This is a genomic window from Agrobacterium sp. CG674, from assembly GCF_053521645.1.
Genome location: NZ_JBNWDZ010000002.1, coordinates 389,748 through 409,315, shown reverse-complemented (window position 1 = coordinate 409,315; position 19,568 = coordinate 389,748). Strand labels below are relative to the sequence as shown.

Here is a 19,568-nt window from a genome sequence, read left to right as displayed (position 1 = left end):
CGCCGCGATCATAGGCTTATTTCAGCTGGTCTGCTGTGTAGTAACCACCGTCAACGAGAACCTGCTTGTAGTTCTCCTTGGTGACTGCAACTGGCTTCAAGAGGTAGGAAGGAACAACCTTGACGCCATTTTCATAGGTCTTCGTGTCGTTAACTTCAGGCTCTTTGCCCTGCATTGCAGCGTTGACCATGCCAACAGTAACCTTCGCGAGTTCGCGAGTGTCCTTGAAGACTGTGGAATACTGTTCCCCAGCGATGATCGACTTCACGGAAGGAACTTCAGCGTCCTGACCGGAGACGATTGGCAGTGGCTGGTCCTTGGAGCCATAACCAACGCCCTTGAGCGAGGAAATGATGCCGATGGAGATACCATCATAAGGAGACAGAACAGCATCAACCTTTGCGTCTGTGTAGAAGGCAGACAGGAGGTTATCCATGCGAGCCTGCGCAGTTGCAGGATCCCAACGCAGCGTACCAACCTTGTCCATGCCAGTCTGGCCGGACTTCACGACGAGCTTGCCGCTGTCGATGTATGGCTGAAGAACAGACATTGCGCCGTCATAGAAGAAGAACGCGTTGTTATCGTCTGGCGAACCACCGAACAGCTCGATGTTGAATGGACCCTTGCCATCCTTCAGGCCAAGCTTGTCGGCAATCGAAGTTGCCTGCAAAACGCCAACCTGGAAATTGTCGAAGGTTGCGTAGTAGCTGACGTCGCCGCTGTTGCGGATCAGGCGGTCATAAGCGATGACCTTGATGCCCTGCTGGCCAGCCTGCTTGAGAACGTCCGACAGCGTCGTGCCGTCGATCGATGCGATAACCAGGACCTTAACGCCCTTGGTGACCATGTTCTCGATCTGGGAAAGCTGATTCGGAATATCGTCATCTGCGTACTGCAGATCGGTCGCGTAGCCAGCTGCCTCGAGCTGCTTGACGATGTTGTTGCCATCATCGATCCAGCGGGCAGACGACTTTGTCGGCATGGCAATGCCAACAGTTCCCTTGTCCTGCGCCCATACAGGTGCAGCAAATGATGCAGCGCCGATGGCACAGGCAGCAAACATCGAAATAATGGATTTCATTAACTCTCTCCCTTGGAACCCTCTTTCAGGCGTTGTTTCGTACAATCGCCCGTAAATTCACGCCCGAGCATTAGAAGTTTAGCTTACTCGATCGGACTGCGCAGACGCAATCCAAACTTTTGGCACTCCTCCCCGGCACAGGCGCAAACTGTTCTGAATCCATATAACTGTCAAATAGAATATATTGCCAGAACTATATCATTTTTGATATATTAAATCGATATAATTGCGCGGCACGGTTTTTTGGCGCGAAGTGGAGTGATTGCAATGGAACGAAATGGAATGAATTCGTTCGAATTTCAGTCCCTGACGGAAGACAACCCCCTGTTGCGAGCCGGGTTGAAAATGGCGCATTTGCGGATGCTCGTGACGATAGAGGAACACGGACAGGTCAGTGCGGCTGCGGCAGCGCTGAACATGACGCAGCCCGCCGCATCGCGAATGCTTGCGGAGATGGAGGCAATCGTCAAGAACCCGCTGTGTCAACGCGCATCCCGCGGGGTGGTGCTGACCCGTTTCGGCGAGGCTCTGGCGAAGCGCGCGAAGAAGATTCTTCTTGAACTTCGCGAAGCTGGCCGGGAATTGGCCCAGATGAAATCGGGTAGCGGCGGCTCTGTGTTCATTGGCTCGGTCACCGCTCCGGCCATCAGCCTCGTTGTTCCCGCACTCCGCAAGGCAATGGATACCTATCCCGGCATAGAGGTGAATGTGCAGGTCGAGACGAGCAATGTGCTGGCGCGAGAATTGCTGGCGGCTCGGCACGACTTCATCATCGGACGTATTCCCGATGATATCGACCCGGCTTTGTTTAACGCCCATGAAATCGGGATCGAACGGGCCTGCCTTCTCGTGCGCAAGGATCATCCGCTTCTAGAGAGCCCTCAGGTGAGGCTCGAAGATCTGTCCCAATATGACTGGGTTTTTCAGCCACCTGGCGCCCTGCTGCGGCGAAGCATGGAAGATTTGTTTCTTTCCCAAGGCGTGGCCCTGCCCCGCAACGTTATCAACACGCCTTCGGTTGTACTCACTCTGGCCATCGTAACGCAAACAAATGCCATTGCGCCACTGGCATATGAAATGGCGGAGTTCGTCTCAGGGCAGCATTCGCCGATGGGCGACATCCGGATTCTTCCCACAGATTTCGAACTCAGCGTGAAGCCCTACAGCCTCATCATTACCAAGGACCGGGTGCTACCACCCAGCGCCCAGCTGCTTTATGACCTCGTATTGGAAGAAAGTCAGAATCTGACCGGGAGCTAATGGGCTAATCCTTGGCGGGAAGAAGAAATCCGCCGATATCAAAGACAACGCAAGCCAGACGCCACATTCATATGGTTATTGTCGCCAACCAACCGGGAAAATTCCTATGCTGTTCGGACAGTCCGTTTTTCAGTCAGTGGTGGAGCGCCTTGATCGCGAAGCGGAGGACGAACCACCCGTCAAGGAAATGCCGCCCGGCGTTCGCGCGTTCAATTCCAGTGTGGTTTTTGAGACAGTCACGCACGGGCCATCGTCCGCCAATGTGCCGCTTGATTCCTATCTGGGATTTCTGGAGGATGAGCCAGCCGTCGTCGAACCCCTGCCCGAGCCGAAGACAATGCCGCCCCATCTTGCGCGCACATCCTTGTCCGATGTGTCAGATGAACTGGCAATTTCCGACATCGACACGGTTGAGACGCTGAGCGAAAAGCGGCGCAGTTTTGCCAAGCTGAACCATCCCGATACGACAGATGCGGAGTTTCGCGAAAATGCCGCCTTGCGAATGACCGCCGCCAATCTTCTGATCGATCAGGCGATTCGTTTTCTGGGACGACAATAAACGCTTAGACCCTAAGCTTCGTCGGAAGGTTCTGGTGCCTTCTCTTCGACTTTATCAGGTGCGGGCTTGAAAGCGTATAGCAGGACATAGGCCGAGTAGGCAGCGATGCCGCCGACCACCGTTGCCCAGAAAATTTCGTGGTTGATGAACTCGATGACAGCCCAAGCGGTGGTAAAGCCAACAATCAACAGCCTCGCCCAGAGAGGCCGGTAGATGGGGTGGCTTGTGTCGATGTTCAGCATAGCGTCTCCTTGGGCGGTGCAGGCGCGCGCGGTCAGGTCACCTGCGCAGCCGTGCCAGACATCAGGATATCTCCATCCAGACGAGACAATGCAAGCCCCATATGGCCATCAAAAACCAAACGCTGCTCATCTGGCTCAATTGTGATGAGCGGCATTCCGCCGATGCGAACGGCATTCGTCTGCATCATGCCCTCACGCATACTGGCTTCAAGCAGATCAAAAAACCGCGTTCCTGGACCTGTCACGAAGACCCGCATGGGGCTGTGCAGGCTGAACAGGCGCGAAAGCCCGTTGCCAAGCGCAAGCCCGGCCTGGCGGAAGGCGAATGCAGCCATGCGATTTCCCGAGCGCGCCGATGCGGCGATCTTTTCCACCTCGCCGAGAGGTACGAATTTGGCCGGGATCGTATTGGTCGGAACCTCGAATGCGGTGCGCAGAATGCCGTAAAAGCCGCAATAGGCTTCGACGCAGCCTTTCGCACCGCATCGACAAAGCGCACCGTCAGGCATATGCAGCATATGGCCGAAATTCGGGGCCTCGACATTGGCGCGGCCTTCGCCCATATCGCGGGCAACGCCCAGCCCGATACTGTGCCCCAGCGAAAGCGCCGCCAAAGCGCCGAGCGGTGGCGTCGCCGCTCTTTCCCGCATCCACAATGCTTCGGCAACCAGCAGGGTCTCGTTATAGAGATAGATCCGCGCGCGAAAATGTCCCGATAGCGTCTCGCGAAAATCGACCTGCCCCTCACCCAGAACCGGTGACCAGACGAGTATAGCGCTCGGCGGATCGACCAACCCCTTGCTGCTGATCGATATGTGCAAGACAGCACTCGCGGCGATCTTGGAGCGGGCAACGAGGCGGAGCAGCCCTGCCAGGACAGATTGCGCAAAGTCTGAGGCTTTACCCGTGGTGCGGCTTTCACCGAAACGGTCCATCAGCTTGCCAGTAAAATCCACGAGTGAATATTGAACGGCATCCGATGAGATGACCACCACCGCCACGTAGCCATACCGTCTGTTGGGCTGGAACAGAACACGCGGGCGGCCCCTGCCCGACGCCGCCTGCTGCTCGGTCCGCTCGATGAGGGAAAAACGTTCAAGGTCTGCGGTGATGACGGAAACGGTGGCCGAGGCAAGGCCGGTCAATGCAGCAAGGTCGGTGTGTGCAACATTACCGTGCCGCCGCAAGGCGCTGAGAACACGCAAACTGTTTTGCTGCCGGACCAGCTCTGTGCTCGCTATGCCCGGCATTTCAAATCTGTTCCTTCGCCTGTTTTCACCGCCATAAACCCTGTGAAGCCTCGCTGCAACCAAGACCGCAAAAAGCGGCTTCAAGTTCTGTTGACAGCCCTCGGATTCTCTGACATTTAATTTCTCGACTGTCGAGAAAAAATGCTTTTTTTAGTTTTCGGCAGATTTTCAGGCGTTCGTAGAGGCATGGAGGTGCCTCGCGTTTCGTCGTTACCCGGGAGGACATCATGAATTCATTTGCCAAGCTATTGGCGGGTACAGCCGTACTCGTTTCCTTGCACACGGTTGCCGTCGCTGCCGAACTTGTCGTCGGCGTGTCCTGGTCCAACTTCCAGGAAGAACGCTGGAAGACCGACGAAGCCGCCATCAAGGACGCACTGAAAGCGTCTGGCGCTAAATACATCTCTGCCGATGCGCAGACCTCGGCTGCAAAACAGCTGACAGACATTGAAAGCCTGATTGCCCAGGGCGCAAACGCCCTCATCGTTCTCGCGCAGGACAGCAGCGCCATTGGCCCAGCCATCGAAAAGGCTGCCGCTGAAGGTATTCCGGTCGTGGGTTATGACCGACTGATCGAAAATCCAAGCACCTACTACATCACTTTCGACAACAAGGAAGTTGGCCGCCTGCAGGCCAAGGAAGTCTTCAAGATCAAGCCAACAGGCAACTACGTCTTCATCAAGGGCGGCTCGACCGATCCGAATGCAGACTTCGTATTCTCTGGCCAGATGGAAGTGCTGAAAGACGCAATGGCATCCGGCAAGGTCAAGAATGTCGGCGAAGCCTATACGGACGGCTGGAAGCCGGAAATTGCCCAGAAGAACATGGAGCAGTTCCTGACCGCCAACAACAACAAGGTCGATGCCGTGGTTTCGTCCAATGACGGCATGGCAGGTGGCGTTGTCGCAGCACTCGAAGCGCAGGGCCTTGCCGGCTCCGTTCCAGTATCCGGACAGGATGGCGACAAGGCCGCGCTGAACCGCGTTGCTCTCGGCACCCAGACCGTTTCCGTCTGGAAAGACAGCCGCAAGCTGGGCAAGAAGGCCGGCGAAGTGGCGGTTGCTCTGGCCAAGGGCACCAAGATGGACAAGCTGGAAGGCACAATCAAGTTCAAGGGCGGCACCAAGGGTGTGGAAATGAGCTCGTACTTCCTTGAGCCGCAGGCCATCACCAAGGACAATCTGAACGTTGTTCTGGATGCAAAGTGGATCACTAAAAGTGAACTTTGCCAGGGCGTGAAGGGCGGCACTGTCGCCGCTTGCAAATAAGCCAACATCAGGCTGAGCATGATTCTCGAGGTTTAGGCCTCGAGTTTCGCCAGTCTACCCGGCACCGCCGCAGGGGCAACCTTGCGGCGCACCGGCGTGATGGGCGGCATGAAATATTTCAGGGAGAACAGCAGATATGGCGGACCAAACCGTTGTCGCATCGCAACCCGCGGCCCGGGCAGAACGGGGAAACCCGTTGCGACGTTTCTTGAACGCGACGGAAATCGATACCCGCCTTCTGGGCATGGTCGTGGCACTTTTGGTTATCTGGATTGGGTTTGACATCCTTTCCGGCGGCCTCTTCCTCACATCGCGAAACCTGTGGAACCTCTCGGTTCAGGCCGCGTCCGTATCCGTCATGGCAACCGGCATGGTTCTGGTTATCGTGACGCGCAACATTGATCTTTCGGTTGGCTCCATTCTCGGCTTCGTGGGCATGATCATGGCGGTAACGCAAACTCGCTTTCTGCCCGGTTGGTTGGGCTATGACCATCAGATGTCGTGGATTGTGGCGCTCACCGTCGGTATCACACTGGGCGCTGCCATCGGCACGTTTCAGGGTGTCATCATCGCATTCATGAATGTGCCATCCTTCATCGTGACGCTGGGCGGCCTTCTGGTCTGGCGCGGCGCCGCATGGATGGTGACGAGCGGCGCAACGGTCGCGCCCATGGACACCCGCTTTCGCCTGATGGGCGGCGGTGCCGATGGCTCGATCGGCGCGACTGCAAGCTGGGTGGTCGGCATCATAGCCTGTGTCCTGATTGTTCTCTCCATCGTCAATTCGCGCAGACAAAGAAAACGCTTCGGCTTTCCACTCAAGCCCACCTGGGCTGAGTATTTTGTGGGCCTAGTGGGCTGCGGCATCGTGCTGAGCTCGGTCAAGGTTCTCAACAGCTATTACATGCCGGTCAATCTGGCGCGCAAATACGCCGAAGCAAACAACATGGCATGGCCCGACACGGGTCTCGAAATTTCACTCGGTGTGGCCATACCTGTGCTGATTGCACTTGGCATCGCCATCGTCATGAATTTCATCACCAACCGTACCCGTTTCGGTCGCTATGTCTTTGCCATTGGTGGCAACCCGGAAGCCGCCGTTCTCGCCGGTATCAAGACACGGTGGGTCACGGTGCGCATTTTCGCACTGATGGGGATACTCTGCGCTATTGCCGCGGCCATCTCAACCGCGCGCCTCAATGCTGCAACCAATGCACAGGGCACTCTGGATGAGCTTTATACCATCGCCGCAGCCGTCATCGGCGGCACCTCTCTCGCGGGCGGTGCCGGAACCATCGCCGGTGCCATACTGGGTGCCGTGGTCATGCAATCTCTAAACTCCGGCATGGTGCTGCTTGGCATGGATACCCCATTGCAAAGCATCGTCATCGGAATGGTGCTCGTTCTGGCCGTCTGGCTGGATACGGTTTACCGCGCCAGAGCCAAGTAAGAATAAGAGGAGTTTCCGATATGACGGACCAAACCACTCCGCTTGTGGAAATGCGCAATATTTCCATCTCCTTCGGCGGCATCCACGCGGTGGAAAACGCCTCGGTCGATCTCCATCGCGGCGAAGTCGTGGCACTGCTGGGCCATAATGGTGCAGGCAAATCGACCCTGATCAAGATCCTCTCAGGCGCCTATCGTCGTGATGGCGGAGACATTCTGATCAATGGTGAAGATGTCGATATTCGCAACCCGCGCGATGCCAAGAAGTTCGGCATCGAAACCATCTATCAGACGCTTGCCGTCGCAGATAATGTCGATGCCGCGGCCAATCTCTATCTCGGCCGTGAACTGCGCACTCCCTGGGGCACGCTGGATGATGTTGCCATGGAAGCCTCTGCCCGCGAGGTGATGGGCCGCCTCAACCCCAACTTCAAGCGCTTCAAGGAGCCGGTTAAGGCACTCTCCGGCGGCCAGCGGCAATCGGTTGCCATCGCCCGCGCCATTCTGTTCGATGCCCGTATTCTCATCATGGATGAGCCGACGGCTGCACTCGGGCCGCAGGAAACCGCGCAGGTCGGTGACCTCGTCAAGGAACTGAAGAAGGAAGGGATCGGCATTTTCCTCATTAGCCATGACATTCACGACGTCTTCGATCTTGCCGACCGCGTCTTCGTGATGAAAAACGGCAAGGTGGTCGGCCATGCCAGAACGCAGGATGTCACCAAGGATGAAGTCTTGGGCATGATCATTCTTGGAAAAGTGCCTGCAGGCGCCACCCCCGGCCCCGGCGCGATGCGCTCTTGAATATCCAAAAGCAAAAACAGGTGCGGCCAAACCGCACCTGTTTTACTCTAAGGCATTATGGCGCTACGGCATCAGTCCTGAATGCAGCGTAACAGGCTCACCAACTGGTCACGGGCCGTCTCGCCACCAAGGCGATCAATCAGTCTGCCTTCATGCGCGCGCCACACCTGGGAAATTTCCTCCAGAACGGTTCTGCCTCTTTCCGTTATTTCCAGATAATGCACCCGGCGATCTGCTTCCGAGCGACGGCGTTGCAACAGTCCCTTGTCTTCCAGCGCATCGATGATGGCCACGAAGTTGGCACGCTGAATGCCAAGCGCCTCGGCAACATCGCTCTGCTTCAGGCTACAATTATTCGCGACGAGAACGAGGACCGGAAAATCGGTTGGCCTGAGCGAAAAAGTCAGAAGGCTTTCGTTGAAATCATTCACAACCGATAGCTGAGCACGCCGAAGACTATAGATGACTGCGTCTGACAATATTGAATAATTTACTTCTACCCTTGAGAGCAGAGATGGGACTTCAGGCTCCCTGGGGAACACCTTATCCATGCCCTGCTCAAGTCCGAGACTTGACATCATCTTTAGCCCCCTTTGATTCGCCCCCGCAGACTTCATAAACTAGCTAACCAACTTAATTAGAACAAGATTTATTAATGAATAATGCCTGACTTTAAACTTCCGTTTTATTTCCTGACGAATATCAAATACATGAAAAGACAGTCTCACGCTGCTCGGACGCAAAGAATCCGTCAGCCACGCAAATTCCGAGATGCAAATGCAACGGGAATAATCAAACGCCCAATAAGCAGCCAAATTTTCGCGCCGCCGCAATGCGATATGCAATTTCTAAGAGAATACTGATAAAGCCGCAGCGCAAATTCGGAAAAATCGTCCGAGCTCAACTTCATGAAGCAATTTTACACATTGAAGCGCAGGGCAAGCTAGGTTAAAGAACGAACCAATGCCAGATGCGACTCGTCGCACATACGGATGCACCCGTAGCTCAGCTGGATAGAGTGTTGGATTCCGATTCCAAAGGTCACAGGTTCGAATCCTGTCGGGTGCGCCACTTAACTTCCTAAGCTAACATCACCTGACAGCACTTGCGAGACCTTTCACAAGGATTGGCCCTGTCGGTCTTCCGGTTGGGGAGCCGCCGGTCTGTTCGAGGGTGATCTCGTAGAGCTGCTTGTCTGTTGGCTTCGGCAGCCGTGGCGTTTCGAGGCTCGCGGAGCGGTGCTCGTCGAGAAGACCGAGGGATATGGGGCCCATGTCGCGGTTCGGCAATGTCCAAACCTGCATGGTCTTTCCTTCCGGAACCGTGAAATCTGCAAGCAGGCGAATTCTGGCGTGCTCATTGCTGAAGTCTTCAACAATCGCCTGAGGCTCACCTGCTTCGTTCAGCAATATTGCGATGACGACCGGATCTGCGGTACGCATAAGCGACCAGCCCAGACCTGCCGTCAACAGCACAGATGCTGCGAGCGAAGCGATGGCTGTCCGCTTCCAGAGAGACCGGCTGTTGTCATTGGAAGCAGGTTGCCGCTGTCGAGGGTTTTCCTCCGACGGGGCATCGGCCAAGCGGCTGTCGATCCGCGACCAGAGATCAGCGCTGGGCACCACCGAATCCACCGAGATATCCAGCGGCAGAAACCGTTCCCGGCTTGATGCGATGGCAGCACGCAGTTCGGCGTTCTGATCGATCTGGTCCGTTACCCGCTGCTGGGTTTCCTCATCGAGAAGACCCAGCACATATTCATCTGCTGTTAGCGCAATGTCTTGAATGGGCTTGGGCTGGGTCATGCCATGCACTCCCGAAGCGAGGAAAGGCCGCGCCTGATCCACGATTTCGCGGTTCCGAGCGGTATTTGCAATCGCCCGGCAATTTCGCCATGGGTGTAGCCACCGACATAAGCCATGATGATGCCGCGGCGTCTGGTTTCATCCAGCGTGGAGAGACAGTCTCGTAGCCTGCTGTTCTGATCCAGCCTGTGCCAGGATGTCATGATGTGCTCGACGTGGCTGGCCTCTTGCAACGTGTCCAGATGATCGTCCGAAACCAGGTCTTCACGCTTGCCATCCCGCAGCATGTTGAGCGCGCGGTTGCGCACGATGGCATAGATCCAGCCTCTTGCAGACCCTCGTCCGGGCTCATATTGGTGCGCGCTTTTCCAAATGCGGATGAATGCTTCCTGTACAACTTCCTCAGCCAGATCGCGTCGTCTTACGATGCGTTCCGCCACTGCGATCAGTCGCCCAGCTTCTTTATCGAAAATAACCCGCAGGCCATTCCGGTCGCCCTTGGCGCAGGCGTTGAGTGCGATACCGAAATCATCTGCCATTGTCTGTCCGACGTCCAAAGAGCCTCTCCCGGCGCACATATTCGTTTCAACACATACACCCGGAATCAATGCCGAGATGCAAATCAAAAAAATATTTTGGCCGCTGCATCCAAACAGCCACCCCCATGTGTCTAACCTTTGAGAGCACTGACCGGCAAATTGCCAGGCACCTCTCGAAACGGATAGAAACGGGAGAAAGATATGACCATTCTTCGCACAGCAACGATTGCCTCCGCCCTGCTTGCCACAAGCGCCACCTTCGCCTTTGCCGCTCCGGTACTAGGATTGGCGGGAGACAAGACGCTCGTCATGTTCGATACCGATAAGCCAGCCGTGACCAAGACCATGGACGTAACTGGCGTCGAGAAGCTCGTCGGCATCGATTTTCGCCCCGGCACCAAGACAGTCGTCGGCGTAACAGCTGACAATACAATCGTCTCGATCAACCTCGAAACGGGTGCTGCGACAGAAGTGGCAAAAATGGATAAGCCGCTGACCATGACGCAGGCCCCTGTCGTTGTGGATTTCAACCCCATGGCAGACCGTCTCCGCTACATGACAGGAACCACGAACCACCGGGTTCACCCTGATACAGGTGCGGTGACAGTGGACGGCACATTGGCATTTGAAGATGCCGACATGCACAAGGGTGAAACGCCCAATATCGTTGCTGCCGCCTATACCAATTCCTACGGAAAGCCGGAAAAGACCGCGATGTACAACATCGATGCCACAATCGGCGCTCTCGTCCAGCAGACCAAGCCCAATGACGGAACCCTGAAGTCGATCGGCAAGCTGGGCATCGAAACCAAGCCTGCGACCTACGCCTTCGACATACAGACCACCGCCGATGGCAAGAACACGGCCATGCTTGTTGCAGGTACGGCGCTTTACACGGTCAATCTGGAAACAGGCAAAGCGACAAAGGCTGGCGACATCACGGGTGTGGAGCTACCGCTTCGCGACATCGCCATTCTGCCTGCCATGTAATTGCGATGAGCGACTGGCCGGGTAAAGCTGGCTAGTCGTCACTCAACTACTGACCGTCATTTGCAATCTTCGTTTCAAGCGTCCTGGCAATAGCCTTCAGATTGCGCGGCTTGCCCGCAATTTTTTCCATTGCAGCAATGGCGAGATCACTGGCCACATAATCCGACTTATGTCCAAGATTGTGCACGACGATCAGTTCCGCACCGCTGATATCGCGCGCGAGATGGCGTGAATGGATCTCGGTTGAGACCACCTTGTCGACATCACCCGCGATAATCACCGTTGGCGCCTTGATGGTTCGGAATTCGGGCGATGCCGTCTTCGCCCAGCCATTCAGCCCACCCACTTCCTGCGCATTATGGCGAAACGCGACCGGGCGCAGCGCCTGATAGGCACGCGTGCGGGAAATATAGTCTGACGGCATAGGATTGGGCGTAAACACGGATTTGACCGCCCCATCAATGGCAATAGCGCCGGCAGCCGGTGCAATGAGCGTGCTGAACAACACGCCGGTAACCGGGAAACGCGCCGCGTTATAATACCACGCAATGCCCCCCGGCCATGGGTAAAGCGCTGGCGACAGGAACACCAGGCCTTCAACCATCTCCTTGTGGCGAACCGCAAAGGCTGCGGTGATTGCGCCGCCGAAGGAATGCCCGACAATGATCGCTTTCTTGATCCCGCGCTTTTTCATGAGCGTGGCTATGGCATCGGCTTGCGCGTCCGGCAGGATATTAGCCTTGGGGCCGATATCGGAACGGCCATGTCCCGGCCTGTCCACAAACAGCAGGGTCGCCTTGCCCCCCAGCTTTTCCCGAAACGCATACATGGGGTCATAGAGACTGGTGCTAGCACCATGGATGAAAACGATGGGCGGCAGCGTTGCGCCCTTCTTCGCAGGCAGCAAAACGCTGTTGAGCTGAAAGCCCCCAACATCGATGCGTTTTTCATCAATATTGGCTTGGCTTGATGACTGAGCTTTGTCTGCTTTCTGCAAGGCCAACGCACTTTCTCCGAACATCAACGCAGCGAGAATACCAAACACCGGCACAAGATAAGTCATTCGAAGACCTTTGACATTTTGCGTCGGCACGATCAACGGGAAGCCCGTCCACACAGTTTTTCTGTGATCCAGTGCCCGGCGCATGAGGCAACGGCAGAGAGCGTCGAGCCCCAGATGAGGTCAGCGACGGTCAGCGTTGTGGACCAGTTTGCCAGAGTCGCCTGATTGGTCAGGTCGTAGGTGCCATAAGCCATCAACCCCAACAGGCCACCATAAACGAATGACGTGCGGAAACTCGACGCTGCCAGCCCTGCGCGAACCGCAAAAAACGTCAGACCAGCAGCATAAAGCAGATAGAAAATAACCGCTGGCGCCACACGGAATTCGGTGACAAGCATGTCTCCGAGCACGGGGCGGTAAAGCGCATTTGCCATCAGGCTCAGCCAGACGAAATCGATCGCCAGAAAGACGATCAGTGTTGAGATGAAGGCGATTGCGCTCTTTTTCATGGTCAGACCTTTGTGTTTCCAGATTATGATTTGATGCGAGACCAGTTCACGCCCTTGCAGAGAATACCCGCCAGCACACAGCCCTTTGTGGTCATGCTGTCGCCCTTGACGGAGACAGTCAGCTTGTAGGTCAGGTCGCGTTGCGGATCGAAAGCCGTGCCGGAATATTCGCCATCGGCTGTCGGCTTGATGCTCATCACCAGCTTGTCGCCAGCTTTTTCCTTTGGCGTGCCTGGCTTGATCCACGTATTTGTTGCGCAGATATCAGAGCCACAGGCGCTGACCGAAACCTTCGCATTGCCATCGCCGCGCGCCCATTCGCCATTGATATCATCAGCAGACGCGGCGCCTGCCGAAAGAGCGACCATGCAGATTGCGTATTTCAAACCAGAAGTCATGTCGATCTCCTCACCGAGACATTCACCCAGCCCGGTTGCAGACGGTTAAACGGCTGGAAGGTTGCGTTGGATCACAAAAAACGTCAGTTCGGCTTTTTTCTGCTCCAGATGAAACCAATCACCTCACCACGCCGTAGACTACCGCAAGCAGCAACAGTGCGGGTGAAGGTAACTGTGATGAATTATGGATTGTTGATCGGCATCGCCATTGGCCTGAGCCTCATCATGGTTTTGGCCTGGGCCATACAGCGCCGAACCGGAGCCAGCGGCTGGATCGATACGATCTGGTCCTTTTCCGTCGGTCTGGGTGGCATCGCAGCGATTATCTTCGCTGACGGATCCTTTGAACGGCGCTGCGCCGCCTTCATCATCATTTTGATATGGTCCATCAGGTTGGGCAGCCATATCGGCTCACGCACCAAGGGCGGCGGCGAAGACCCGCGCTATGCCAAGCTTGTCGAGGAGTGGGGCGAGAATGCCGGTCGTCGCCTCTTCCAGTTCCTGCAGATACAGGCGCTTGCCGCCTTCATTCTTGTTCTCGCCATTTATATTGCCGCATCGAACAGCACGCCTTTCCCGACCTTTGCCGACATTCTGGGCCTTGTCATAGCGGCGATTGCCTTGACTGGTGAGGCCATATCGGACCGCCAGCTCGCGGAGTTTCGCAAGACGCCGGAAGCCAAGACAGAGGTCTGCGAGGTCGGCCTTTGGCGATATTCGCGCCACCCCAATTATTTCTTCGAGTGGCTGTTCTGGTGCACATGGCCTCTGCTGGCGCTGACGGGCTCGCCATTCTGGCTTCTGGCCACCCTTTTAGCACCTGCAATGATGTACTGGCTGCTGGTCTACGCATCGGGAATTCCACCGCTTGAGGAGCATATGCTGCGCTCTCGCGGCGAAAAATTCCGATCCTTGCAGCGTCGCGTCAACGCATTTTTCCCCGGACCACGAAAAGAGGATGTCTAGGATGAACATGCTCGCTTTTGCGATCAATCAGGTAGAAAAAGCCCCCCTGTCTGACGGCGTTACGCTGGCGGGGATTGATTTTCTCTGCCGCAGGACGAAACGAAAGCTGGAGAAAGTGCCTCACGAGGATGAACTTGCTTTCGTCCGGGACATGGGGAACTTCCCCGTCGCCACGCACACGGATGAAGCCAACCGGCAGCATTACGAGGTGCCATCAGAGTTTTTCGCATTGGTTCTCGGCGCACAGCGAAAATATTCCTGCTGCTATTACCCAAGTGCTGCAACGACCCTGGATGCGGCAGAAACAGCAGCTCTTGCCGAAACTGTGAAACATGCCGGTATTGTCGATGGCATGAACATTCTGGAACTCGGCTGCGGCTGGGGTTCCCTGTCGCTCTATCTGGCTCGACAGTTTCCAAACGCCCGCATCACGTCAGTGTCGAATTCTGCCTCGCAACGCGCCTACATCATGGCGGAGGCGGAGCTTCAGGGTGTGCATAATCTGACGGTTATCACGGCTGACATGAACGACTTTGCGCCATCAGGCCAATATGACCGCATCGTGTCCATCGAGATGTTCGAGCATATGTCGAACTGGCGCGCCTTGTTTGAGCGCACGCGCAGCTGGCTGAAGGATGATGGCAAGCTTTTCATCCATGTCTTCACCCACAAGGACCGCTCCTATCGGTTCGATCCGAGCGACCCCGCCGACTGGATTGCCCACCACTTTTTCACAGGTGGCATCATGCCTTCCCGCGATCTGCCGCATCGCTTTGAAGATATCTACACGGTAGAAGCTGAGTGGCACTGGTCGGGAGACCACTACAAGCGTACCGCAATGGATTGGCTTGCCAATTTTGACCGTGAATCCGAACGTATCGAGCCCATATTGAAGGCGGTCTACGGCAAGGACGCCAATCTCTGGCGACGTCGCTGGCGGTTGTTCTTTCTCGCCACCGCTGGCCTGTTCGGACACGATAACGGCACCGTTTGGAGTGTCGGACACTATCTTTTGACGCCGAAAAGGCCCTGAACCATGGTGCAGGATGGAAAACACGATCCCCTGACAGCTGCGACGGTGACCATTGCCTGGGTTATCATCCTCAACAAACCCTTCTATCCCGCGACGATCTGGTGGCTTCTGGGAGACGGTTTTCAGGCATCCATGATCAGCTTCATCTCGATGCTGTTCTTCCTCGCCATCCCCTTCCTTGCGCGACGCTCGTCACTGGCAGCGCGCATCGCCCTGCCCCTGATCGGCACCGTCGACACGGTATTCGAGACAAAGCTTTTTGGGGTAGCGTCAGGCACGGAACTGTTTTTTGCAGCTTGCGTGATGCTGGTCGCGGTCTCATTCCGGCAAAGCGAAAGGCTGTGGCAAGTGGGAATGACCGGCGTGGTTTTTGCGGGATTTCTCTACACGCGCTATCTGCTCGGAGATGCGTGGCAGATGTGGAGTGCGCCTGACCTCGCAAAGCTGCTCAACCTCAACGCCTTTGCTGTCGCATGCCTGACGGCCTTTATCGCGTTAAGATATGCAGGCCTCCAGCGTGAGGGTCATTCCTCCGGCACAAGACCGTCGTAAACCTCAAGCAACGCGGCGGAAATCGCCGTTCCAAGATTGTTGGCTGCCTCGCGGATGGCGCTTTCGTCGCCATCCCGTGCGGCGATGGCAAGGTCTGAACCCTCAGCCGAAATAATGGCCTTTGCGCGCTCGATGGCCCAGAGGCCGAAGTCGCCGCGATTGTCGATCGATACAGTGTCCACGCTTGCTTCTCCAACCGTACCGCAGGCTGCGGTGTGGGCACGATATAGTCTTGCGCCGAGCATTCTGTCAAAACTTGAGAGATGTTTCCCGATCGGCTAACAACCACAGTCAGATCGCATCTGGATCAATGCACGGCCTGTTTGCGTTATGATTGCAGTCGTCGTGATCGGCGCAGCATGAAAAAAGCCAGAATAAAGGAAGCATCTCCCATGAGCCTGAAGTTTGGAACAAGCGGTCTTCGCGGACTTTCTCAGGATTTGAAAGGCAAGGCATCCGCCATTTACGCGACCGCCTTTGCGCGACACCTGCTCACTTCGGGCTTGGCAAAAAAGGGAGATCCGGTGCTGATCGGCCAGGATTTTCGCGATTCCAGCCCGGCCATCGCGCAAACCTGCATTGGCGCTCTGAAAGCAGCAGGGCTTACGCCTCTGGATTGCGGCGCCCTGCCAACGCCGGCACTGGCGCTTTACGGACTTTCGCTGAAGGCCGCAGCTCTCATGATCACAGGCTCCCATATCCCGGCAGATCGCAATGGCATCAAATTCTATCGCCCTGATGGCGAGATCGACAAGAAAGACGAGCTGGCAATTGCCGAGCTGGCAAAGCAGGTGGAAGCGGATGGTATGACCACGGATGCGTCCGAAGCAGAAGACCACTCCGCGCAAACTGCAGCCCTGTTTTTCCAGCGCAACGCCGCGATACTGCCTGAAAAGGCGCTTGTAGGCTTGAAAGTCGGCGTCTACCAGCACAGCACTGTCGCGCGCGATATGTTCGTGGATGTGCTGAAACATTATGGCGCAGAGGTCGTGGCTCTCGGCCGTTCCGAGACCTTCATTCCCGTCGATACCGAGGCTGTATCGCCTGACACGCTGAAAAAGCTCGAAGCCTGGGCCAGCGAGCATCATTTCGATGCGATCATTTCCGCTGATGGCGATGGCGACCGCCCTCTGCTGGCCGATGAAAAAGGCTTGCCCCTTCGCGGCGATCTTCTGGGTCTGATCACCGCAAACTTCCTCAAGGTGCAAGTGGTTGTCACGCCCGTTACCTCCAACTCCGGCATTGAAGCCAGCGGGAATTTTGATGTTGTGCGCACCAAAGTCGGCTCGCCTTTCGTCATTGCAGGCATGGATGAGGCGTTGGCCGCAGGCAAGCAAGGCGTCATCGGCTTTGAAGCCAATGGCGGCTTCCTCACGGCATCCCCCTTTGAACTCAATGGCCAAACCATCTCGCCGCTCCCGACACGCGACTGCTTCCTGCCGCTGCTGGCTGCCCTGAAGCTGACGGCGGACCAGAAAAAGCCGCTGTCTGACATCGCTGCCGCCTACAAGTTGCCGGTTGCCGCTGCTGACCGGTTGCAGGATTTCGCGCAGGAAAAGAGCGCCGCCCTGATGGAGCGTCTGCGCTCGTCACGTGCCAATCTGGAAAGCTTTCTGGCTCCTGTGGGAACAGTTCAGGATACAAGCGATATCGATGGCCTTCGCGTTACCCTTGCCGATGGCAGCACAATTCACTTCCGCCCCTCCGGCAATGCGCCGGAAATGCGCTGCTATGTGGAAGCCGAAAATGAAGAAGAGGCGGCAGAACTGCTGGAGAAGGGTCTAACCCTCATCCGCAATTTTGGCTGATAGCGTCTTCAGGTGCGGCGAAGCGAATTGCCGCACCTGCCCTTTGCAGTTGCGATTTCAGATCAAAAGCGGCAAAACGAGGGAAATGGAGACCGCATGAATTGGCAGACGAGACCATTACGCTATACGAGGCAATTGGCGGCGAACAGACCGTCCGCGGGCTGACGAAACGTTTCTATGTCTTGATGGACACCTTGCCGGAAGCGGCGCATTGCCGGGCCATTCATCCACCTGACCTTTCAGGCAGCGAAAGCAAGTTCACCGACTACCTTATAGGCTATCTCGGCGGCCCGCCGATATATGTGGAAAAACACGGCCACCCCATGCTGCGCAGGCGGCACTTTGTTGCACCGATCGGCTATGTCGAACGCGACGAGTGGCTGCTGTGTTTCCGCCGTGCGATGGATGAAACCATCGAGAACCCTAAGCTACGCGAGATCATCTGGGCGCCTGTCGAGCGATTGGCCTTCCACATGCAAAATCAGGACGAGGCAACGGCATGAGCAACACTTGGCTGCGGCCTTCAACTCTTTTCCTGTCCGGCGCGCTCGGTGCGGGCGGTGTGGCCCTTGCGGCAGCGGCAACACACACCGGGGCAACCCAACTGCTCGGCAACGCGTCAGCCATGTGCCTTGCCCATGCGCCCATTCTTCTCGGCATTCATGTCGGTTGGGAGCGCATCAAAACCGCTGCTCCCGCCGCAGTCCTGCTTGGGCTGGGAACGGTACTGTTTGCCGGAGACCTCGTCTCACGGCATTTTACTGAAACCAGCCTGTTTCCCATGGCTGCACCGGCGGGTGGTCTCGGCATGATCTTCGGTTGGCTGGTGCTGGCCAGCGCGGCATTTTTCAGCGCCGCGCGTCGATAGGCGTCAGTCTGCCGCCCTGCGGTCGCTCATCGTCTGAAGCGCACGCTCAAGGCTGGATTTGCTGCCATTGCGCAGCGGAATGAATGTCTTGCCGAATTTCTTGCAACCGGATTTGACCCGCAAGCAAGCATCATGGCTGATACAGTCGATGGGGCAAAACACGCAGTCCACCGATGGCAAAAGCGTATCTATGCGCGAAACGGCCTCTCTCAGACCGCCATCGTGATGGATGAGCTCGGCATCGAAGTTGCCTGCGATCTGGCGAAGATGCGCAACCTGACAGTCACGGCCGCCCACATAGAGAAAGCTTTTTGGCACAGAAGGCGCTGCTGGCCGGGAGGCGGATGATTCTGTCTGCTGCGAACGGTCGTCCCGCTTGCCGTGTTTATCCGCCTTCTTCTTCTCTTTGCGCGCCATGCCTCACCCTTACAGAAATTGCCGCCTGTTCGATCAGGCTCGCTGCACAATAGTAAAGATGAGTATTAGAGTAAAGATTAAAGTTGATCCTTTGCCTCATGTTTTTTGGATAAGGCAGGAATGATACCGAGACCGCCCATGAACAGCTGCTCCAGAAAGCGTGCCGCGTCTTCAAAACGCCCCTCGCCCGCATGGGCGGAACCAAGCACGGAGCGCACCTGCACATCGAAATCGGCGTAATGCTGGGTGGTTGCCCAGATGGAAAAAATCAGGTGATAGGGATCGCATGGCAGAATACGTCCCGCCTTCGCCCAGGCACGAATGACCTCCGCCTTCTCATCCACCAATTGCTTCAAGGGCCCTTTCAACTCGTCTTCCACATGCGGCGCACCCTGCAACACCTCATTGGCAAACAAGCGGCTTTCACGCGGGTAATCCCGCGCCATTTCCAGTTTTCGGCGCAGATAGGATTTGATTTCCGTCTCGGGATTGCCATCGGCATCAAACGCCCGCAGCGGATCCAGCCAGGTGTCCAGCACACGCTCGATTAAGGCCCTGTGCATGGCCTCCTTGGTGCGGAAATAATAGAGCACATTCGGCTTCGACATGCCCGCCACCTCGGCGATCTGGTCAATCGTCGTGCCGCGAAAGCCATTGACGGAAAAGACATCAAGCGCCGCTTCCAGAATGATCTCTTCTTTTTCTTCCTGAATCCGCGTTCGCTTCTGTGTTTTTGCCGCTCTGGGTATGGCCATGGATGGTCTCTG

At 56.2% G+C, this 19,568-nt stretch carries 23 protein-coding genes, 1 tRNA gene and 1 pseudogene; 13 read left to right on the top strand and 12 right to left on the bottom strand.

Features of this window, described 5'->3' with window-relative positions; genetic code table 11:
• Positions 1 to 16 precede the first annotated feature (16 nt).
• Positions 17 to 1,081, bottom strand: a complete 1,065-nt coding sequence (chvE, locus tag ACQZ51_RS07180; protein WP_448776193.1) for a multiple monosaccharide ABC transporter substrate-binding protein — start codon at positions 1,079 to 1,081, stop codon at positions 17 to 19.
• A 282-nt stretch (positions 1,082 to 1,363) separates the two neighbouring features.
• On the opposite strand from chvE, the gene ACQZ51_RS07175 reads away from it, so the two are divergent.
• Together ACQZ51_RS07175 and ACQZ51_RS07170 are read left to right on the top strand one after the other, a co-directional pair.
• Positions 1,364 to 2,341 carry a LysR family transcriptional regulator gene (locus ACQZ51_RS07175; protein WP_448776192.1) on the top strand — a complete coding sequence of 326 codons (978 nt, stop codon included), beginning with the start codon at positions 1,364 to 1,366 and terminating at the stop codon, positions 2,339 to 2,341.
• A 106-nt stretch (positions 2,342 to 2,447) separates the two neighbouring features.
• A complete protein-coding gene (locus ACQZ51_RS07170) occupies positions 2,448 to 2,900 on the top strand; it encodes a hypothetical protein (protein ID WP_448776191.1) in 453 nt (150 codons plus the stop codon).
• Between the two features lie 11 nt (positions 2,901 to 2,911).
• Here the strand turns inward: ACQZ51_RS07170 and ACQZ51_RS07165 are convergent, their stop codons facing one another.
• Both ACQZ51_RS07165 and ACQZ51_RS07160 read right to left on the bottom strand, forming a co-directional pair.
• Positions 2,912 to 3,142: a hypothetical protein gene (locus ACQZ51_RS07165; protein ID WP_042617405.1), complete on the bottom strand. Its 231-nt coding sequence runs from the start codon at positions 3,140 to 3,142 to the stop codon at positions 2,912 to 2,914.
• A 32-nt stretch (positions 3,143 to 3,174) separates the two neighbouring features.
• Entirely contained in the window at positions 3,175 to 4,392 is a 1,218-nt protein-coding gene (locus ACQZ51_RS07160) for an ROK family protein (RefSeq protein ID WP_448776190.1), read from the bottom strand.
• A 227-nt stretch (positions 4,393 to 4,619) separates the two neighbouring features.
• Between ACQZ51_RS07160 and xylF the strand changes: the two genes are divergently transcribed.
• From xylF to ACQZ51_RS07145, 3 genes are all read left to right on the top strand, one after another.
• Entirely contained in the window at positions 4,620 to 5,660 is a 1,041-nt protein-coding gene (gene xylF, locus ACQZ51_RS07155; RefSeq protein WP_042617407.1) for a D-xylose ABC transporter substrate-binding protein, read from the top strand.
• Positions 5,661 to 5,796: 136 nt separating this feature from the next.
• Positions 5,797 to 7,110, top strand: coding sequence for a sugar ABC transporter permease (locus tag ACQZ51_RS07150; RefSeq protein WP_448776189.1), 1,314 nt, complete (start codon positions 5,797 to 5,799; stop codon positions 7,108 to 7,110).
• 20 nt (positions 7,111 to 7,130) lie between these two features.
• Positions 7,131 to 7,913: an ATP-binding cassette domain-containing protein gene (locus ACQZ51_RS07145; protein ID WP_448776188.1), complete on the top strand. Its 783-nt coding sequence runs from the start codon at positions 7,131 to 7,133 to the stop codon at positions 7,911 to 7,913.
• 71 nt (positions 7,914 to 7,984) lie between these two features.
• Here the strand turns inward: ACQZ51_RS07145 and ACQZ51_RS07140 are convergent, their stop codons facing one another.
• A complete protein-coding gene (locus tag ACQZ51_RS07140; protein ID WP_448776187.1) occupies positions 7,985 to 8,494 on the bottom strand; it encodes a MarR family winged helix-turn-helix transcriptional regulator in 510 nt (169 codons plus the stop codon).
• A 413-nt stretch (positions 8,495 to 8,907) separates the two neighbouring features.
• On the opposite strand from ACQZ51_RS07140, the gene ACQZ51_RS07135 reads away from it, so the two are divergent.
• Positions 8,908 to 8,984: transfer RNA gene (locus ACQZ51_RS07135), tRNA-Arg, on the top strand.
• A gap of 20 nt (positions 8,985 to 9,004) precedes the next feature.
• Here ACQZ51_RS07135 and ACQZ51_RS07130 read toward each other — a convergent pair.
• On the bottom strand, positions 9,005 to 9,718 hold the full coding sequence (locus ACQZ51_RS07130) for an anti-sigma factor (RefSeq protein ID WP_448776186.1): 714 nt from the start codon (positions 9,716 to 9,718) through the stop codon (positions 9,005 to 9,007).
• Positions 9,715 to 10,257, bottom strand: coding sequence for a sigma-70 family RNA polymerase sigma factor (locus tag ACQZ51_RS07125; RefSeq protein WP_448776185.1), 543 nt, complete (start codon positions 10,255 to 10,257; stop codon positions 9,715 to 9,717). The genes ACQZ51_RS07130 and ACQZ51_RS07125 overlap by 4 nt, the downstream gene beginning before the upstream one ends.
• A gap of 201 nt (positions 10,258 to 10,458) precedes the next feature.
• Here ACQZ51_RS07125 and ACQZ51_RS07120 point away from each other — a divergent pair, with 201 nt between their 5' ends.
• Positions 10,459 to 11,247, top strand: a complete 789-nt coding sequence (locus tag ACQZ51_RS07120) for a DUF4394 domain-containing protein (RefSeq protein WP_448776184.1) — start codon at positions 10,459 to 10,461, stop codon at positions 11,245 to 11,247.
• Positions 11,248 to 11,293: 46 nt separating this feature from the next.
• Here ACQZ51_RS07120 and ACQZ51_RS07115 read toward each other — a convergent pair whose 3' ends face one another.
• Genes ACQZ51_RS07115 through ACQZ51_RS07105 form a run of 3 tightly spaced genes read right to left on the bottom strand, consistent with a single transcriptional unit; the run spans position 11,294 to position 13,127 of the window.
• Positions 11,294 to 12,310: an alpha/beta fold hydrolase gene (locus ACQZ51_RS07115; protein WP_448776183.1), complete on the bottom strand. Its 1,017-nt coding sequence runs from the start codon at positions 12,308 to 12,310 to the stop codon at positions 11,294 to 11,296.
• A 32-nt stretch (positions 12,311 to 12,342) separates the two neighbouring features.
• On the bottom strand, positions 12,343 to 12,759 hold the full coding sequence (locus ACQZ51_RS07110) for a DUF2177 family protein (RefSeq protein ID WP_448776182.1): 417 nt from the start codon (positions 12,757 to 12,759) through the stop codon (positions 12,343 to 12,345).
• Between the two features lie 23 nt (positions 12,760 to 12,782).
• The gene (locus tag ACQZ51_RS07105) at positions 12,783 to 13,127 is read right to left on the bottom strand and encodes a DUF2147 domain-containing protein (protein WP_448776616.1); all 345 of its coding nucleotides are present in this window, start codon (positions 13,125 to 13,127) and stop codon (positions 12,783 to 12,785) included.
• Positions 13,128 to 13,334: 207 nt separating this feature from the next.
• On the opposite strand from ACQZ51_RS07105, the gene ACQZ51_RS07100 reads away from it, so the two are divergent.
• From ACQZ51_RS07100 to ACQZ51_RS07090, 3 genes are read left to right on the top strand one after another with little or no spacing between them, the layout of a single operon-like run.
• Positions 13,335 to 14,123 carry a DUF1295 domain-containing protein gene (locus ACQZ51_RS07100; RefSeq protein WP_448776181.1) on the top strand — a complete coding sequence of 263 codons (789 nt, stop codon included), beginning with the start codon at positions 13,335 to 13,337 and terminating at the stop codon, positions 14,121 to 14,123.
• Position 14,124: 1 nt separating this feature from the next.
• Positions 14,125 to 15,156, top strand: a complete 1,032-nt coding sequence (locus tag ACQZ51_RS07095) for an SAM-dependent methyltransferase (RefSeq protein ID WP_448776180.1) — start codon at positions 14,125 to 14,127, stop codon at positions 15,154 to 15,156.
• A gap of 3 nt (positions 15,157 to 15,159) precedes the next feature.
• Entirely contained in the window at positions 15,160 to 15,708 is a 549-nt protein-coding gene (locus tag ACQZ51_RS07090; RefSeq protein WP_448776179.1) for a hypothetical protein, read from the top strand.
• Here the strand turns inward: ACQZ51_RS07090 and ACQZ51_RS07085 are convergent.
• Complete coding sequence (locus tag ACQZ51_RS07085; RefSeq protein ID WP_042617770.1) at positions 15,681 to 15,890, bottom strand: hypothetical protein; 210 nt, start codon at positions 15,888 to 15,890, stop codon at positions 15,681 to 15,683. The two genes, ACQZ51_RS07090 and ACQZ51_RS07085, sit on opposite strands and share 28 nt — an antisense overlap.
• Before the next feature lie 210 nt (positions 15,891 to 16,100).
• Between ACQZ51_RS07085 and ACQZ51_RS07080 the strand changes: the two genes are divergently transcribed.
• The 3 genes from ACQZ51_RS07080 to ACQZ51_RS07070 all read left to right on the top strand — a co-directional run bounded on the left by ACQZ51_RS07080 (position 16,101) and on the right by ACQZ51_RS07070 (position 18,384).
• Positions 16,101 to 17,516 carry a phosphomannomutase gene (locus ACQZ51_RS07080; protein ID WP_448776178.1) on the top strand — a complete coding sequence of 472 codons (1,416 nt, stop codon included), beginning with the start codon at positions 16,101 to 16,103 and terminating at the stop codon, positions 17,514 to 17,516.
• 101 nt (positions 17,517 to 17,617) lie between these two features.
• Entirely contained in the window at positions 17,618 to 18,019 is a 402-nt protein-coding gene (locus ACQZ51_RS07075; RefSeq protein ID WP_448776177.1) for a group II truncated hemoglobin, read from the top strand.
• Positions 18,016 to 18,384 (top strand): DUF423 domain-containing protein, encoded by a 369-nt coding sequence (locus ACQZ51_RS07070; RefSeq protein WP_448776176.1) that lies wholly within the window; start codon positions 18,016 to 18,018, stop codon positions 18,382 to 18,384. The genes ACQZ51_RS07075 and ACQZ51_RS07070 overlap by 4 nt, the downstream gene beginning before the upstream one ends.
• A gap of 3 nt (positions 18,385 to 18,387) precedes the next feature.
• Here ACQZ51_RS07070 and ACQZ51_RS07065 read toward each other — a convergent pair.
• Together ACQZ51_RS07065 and ACQZ51_RS07060 are read right to left on the bottom strand one after the other, a co-directional pair.
• Positions 18,388 to 18,696, bottom strand: a pseudogene (locus ACQZ51_RS07065) (DUF2325 domain-containing protein); the annotation flags it as partial.
• A gap of 182 nt (positions 18,697 to 18,878) precedes the next feature.
• Positions 18,879 to 19,556, bottom strand: coding sequence for a TetR family transcriptional regulator C-terminal domain-containing protein (locus ACQZ51_RS07060; protein ID WP_448776175.1), 678 nt, complete (start codon positions 19,554 to 19,556; stop codon positions 18,879 to 18,881).
• Positions 19,557 to 19,568 lie beyond the last annotated feature (12 nt).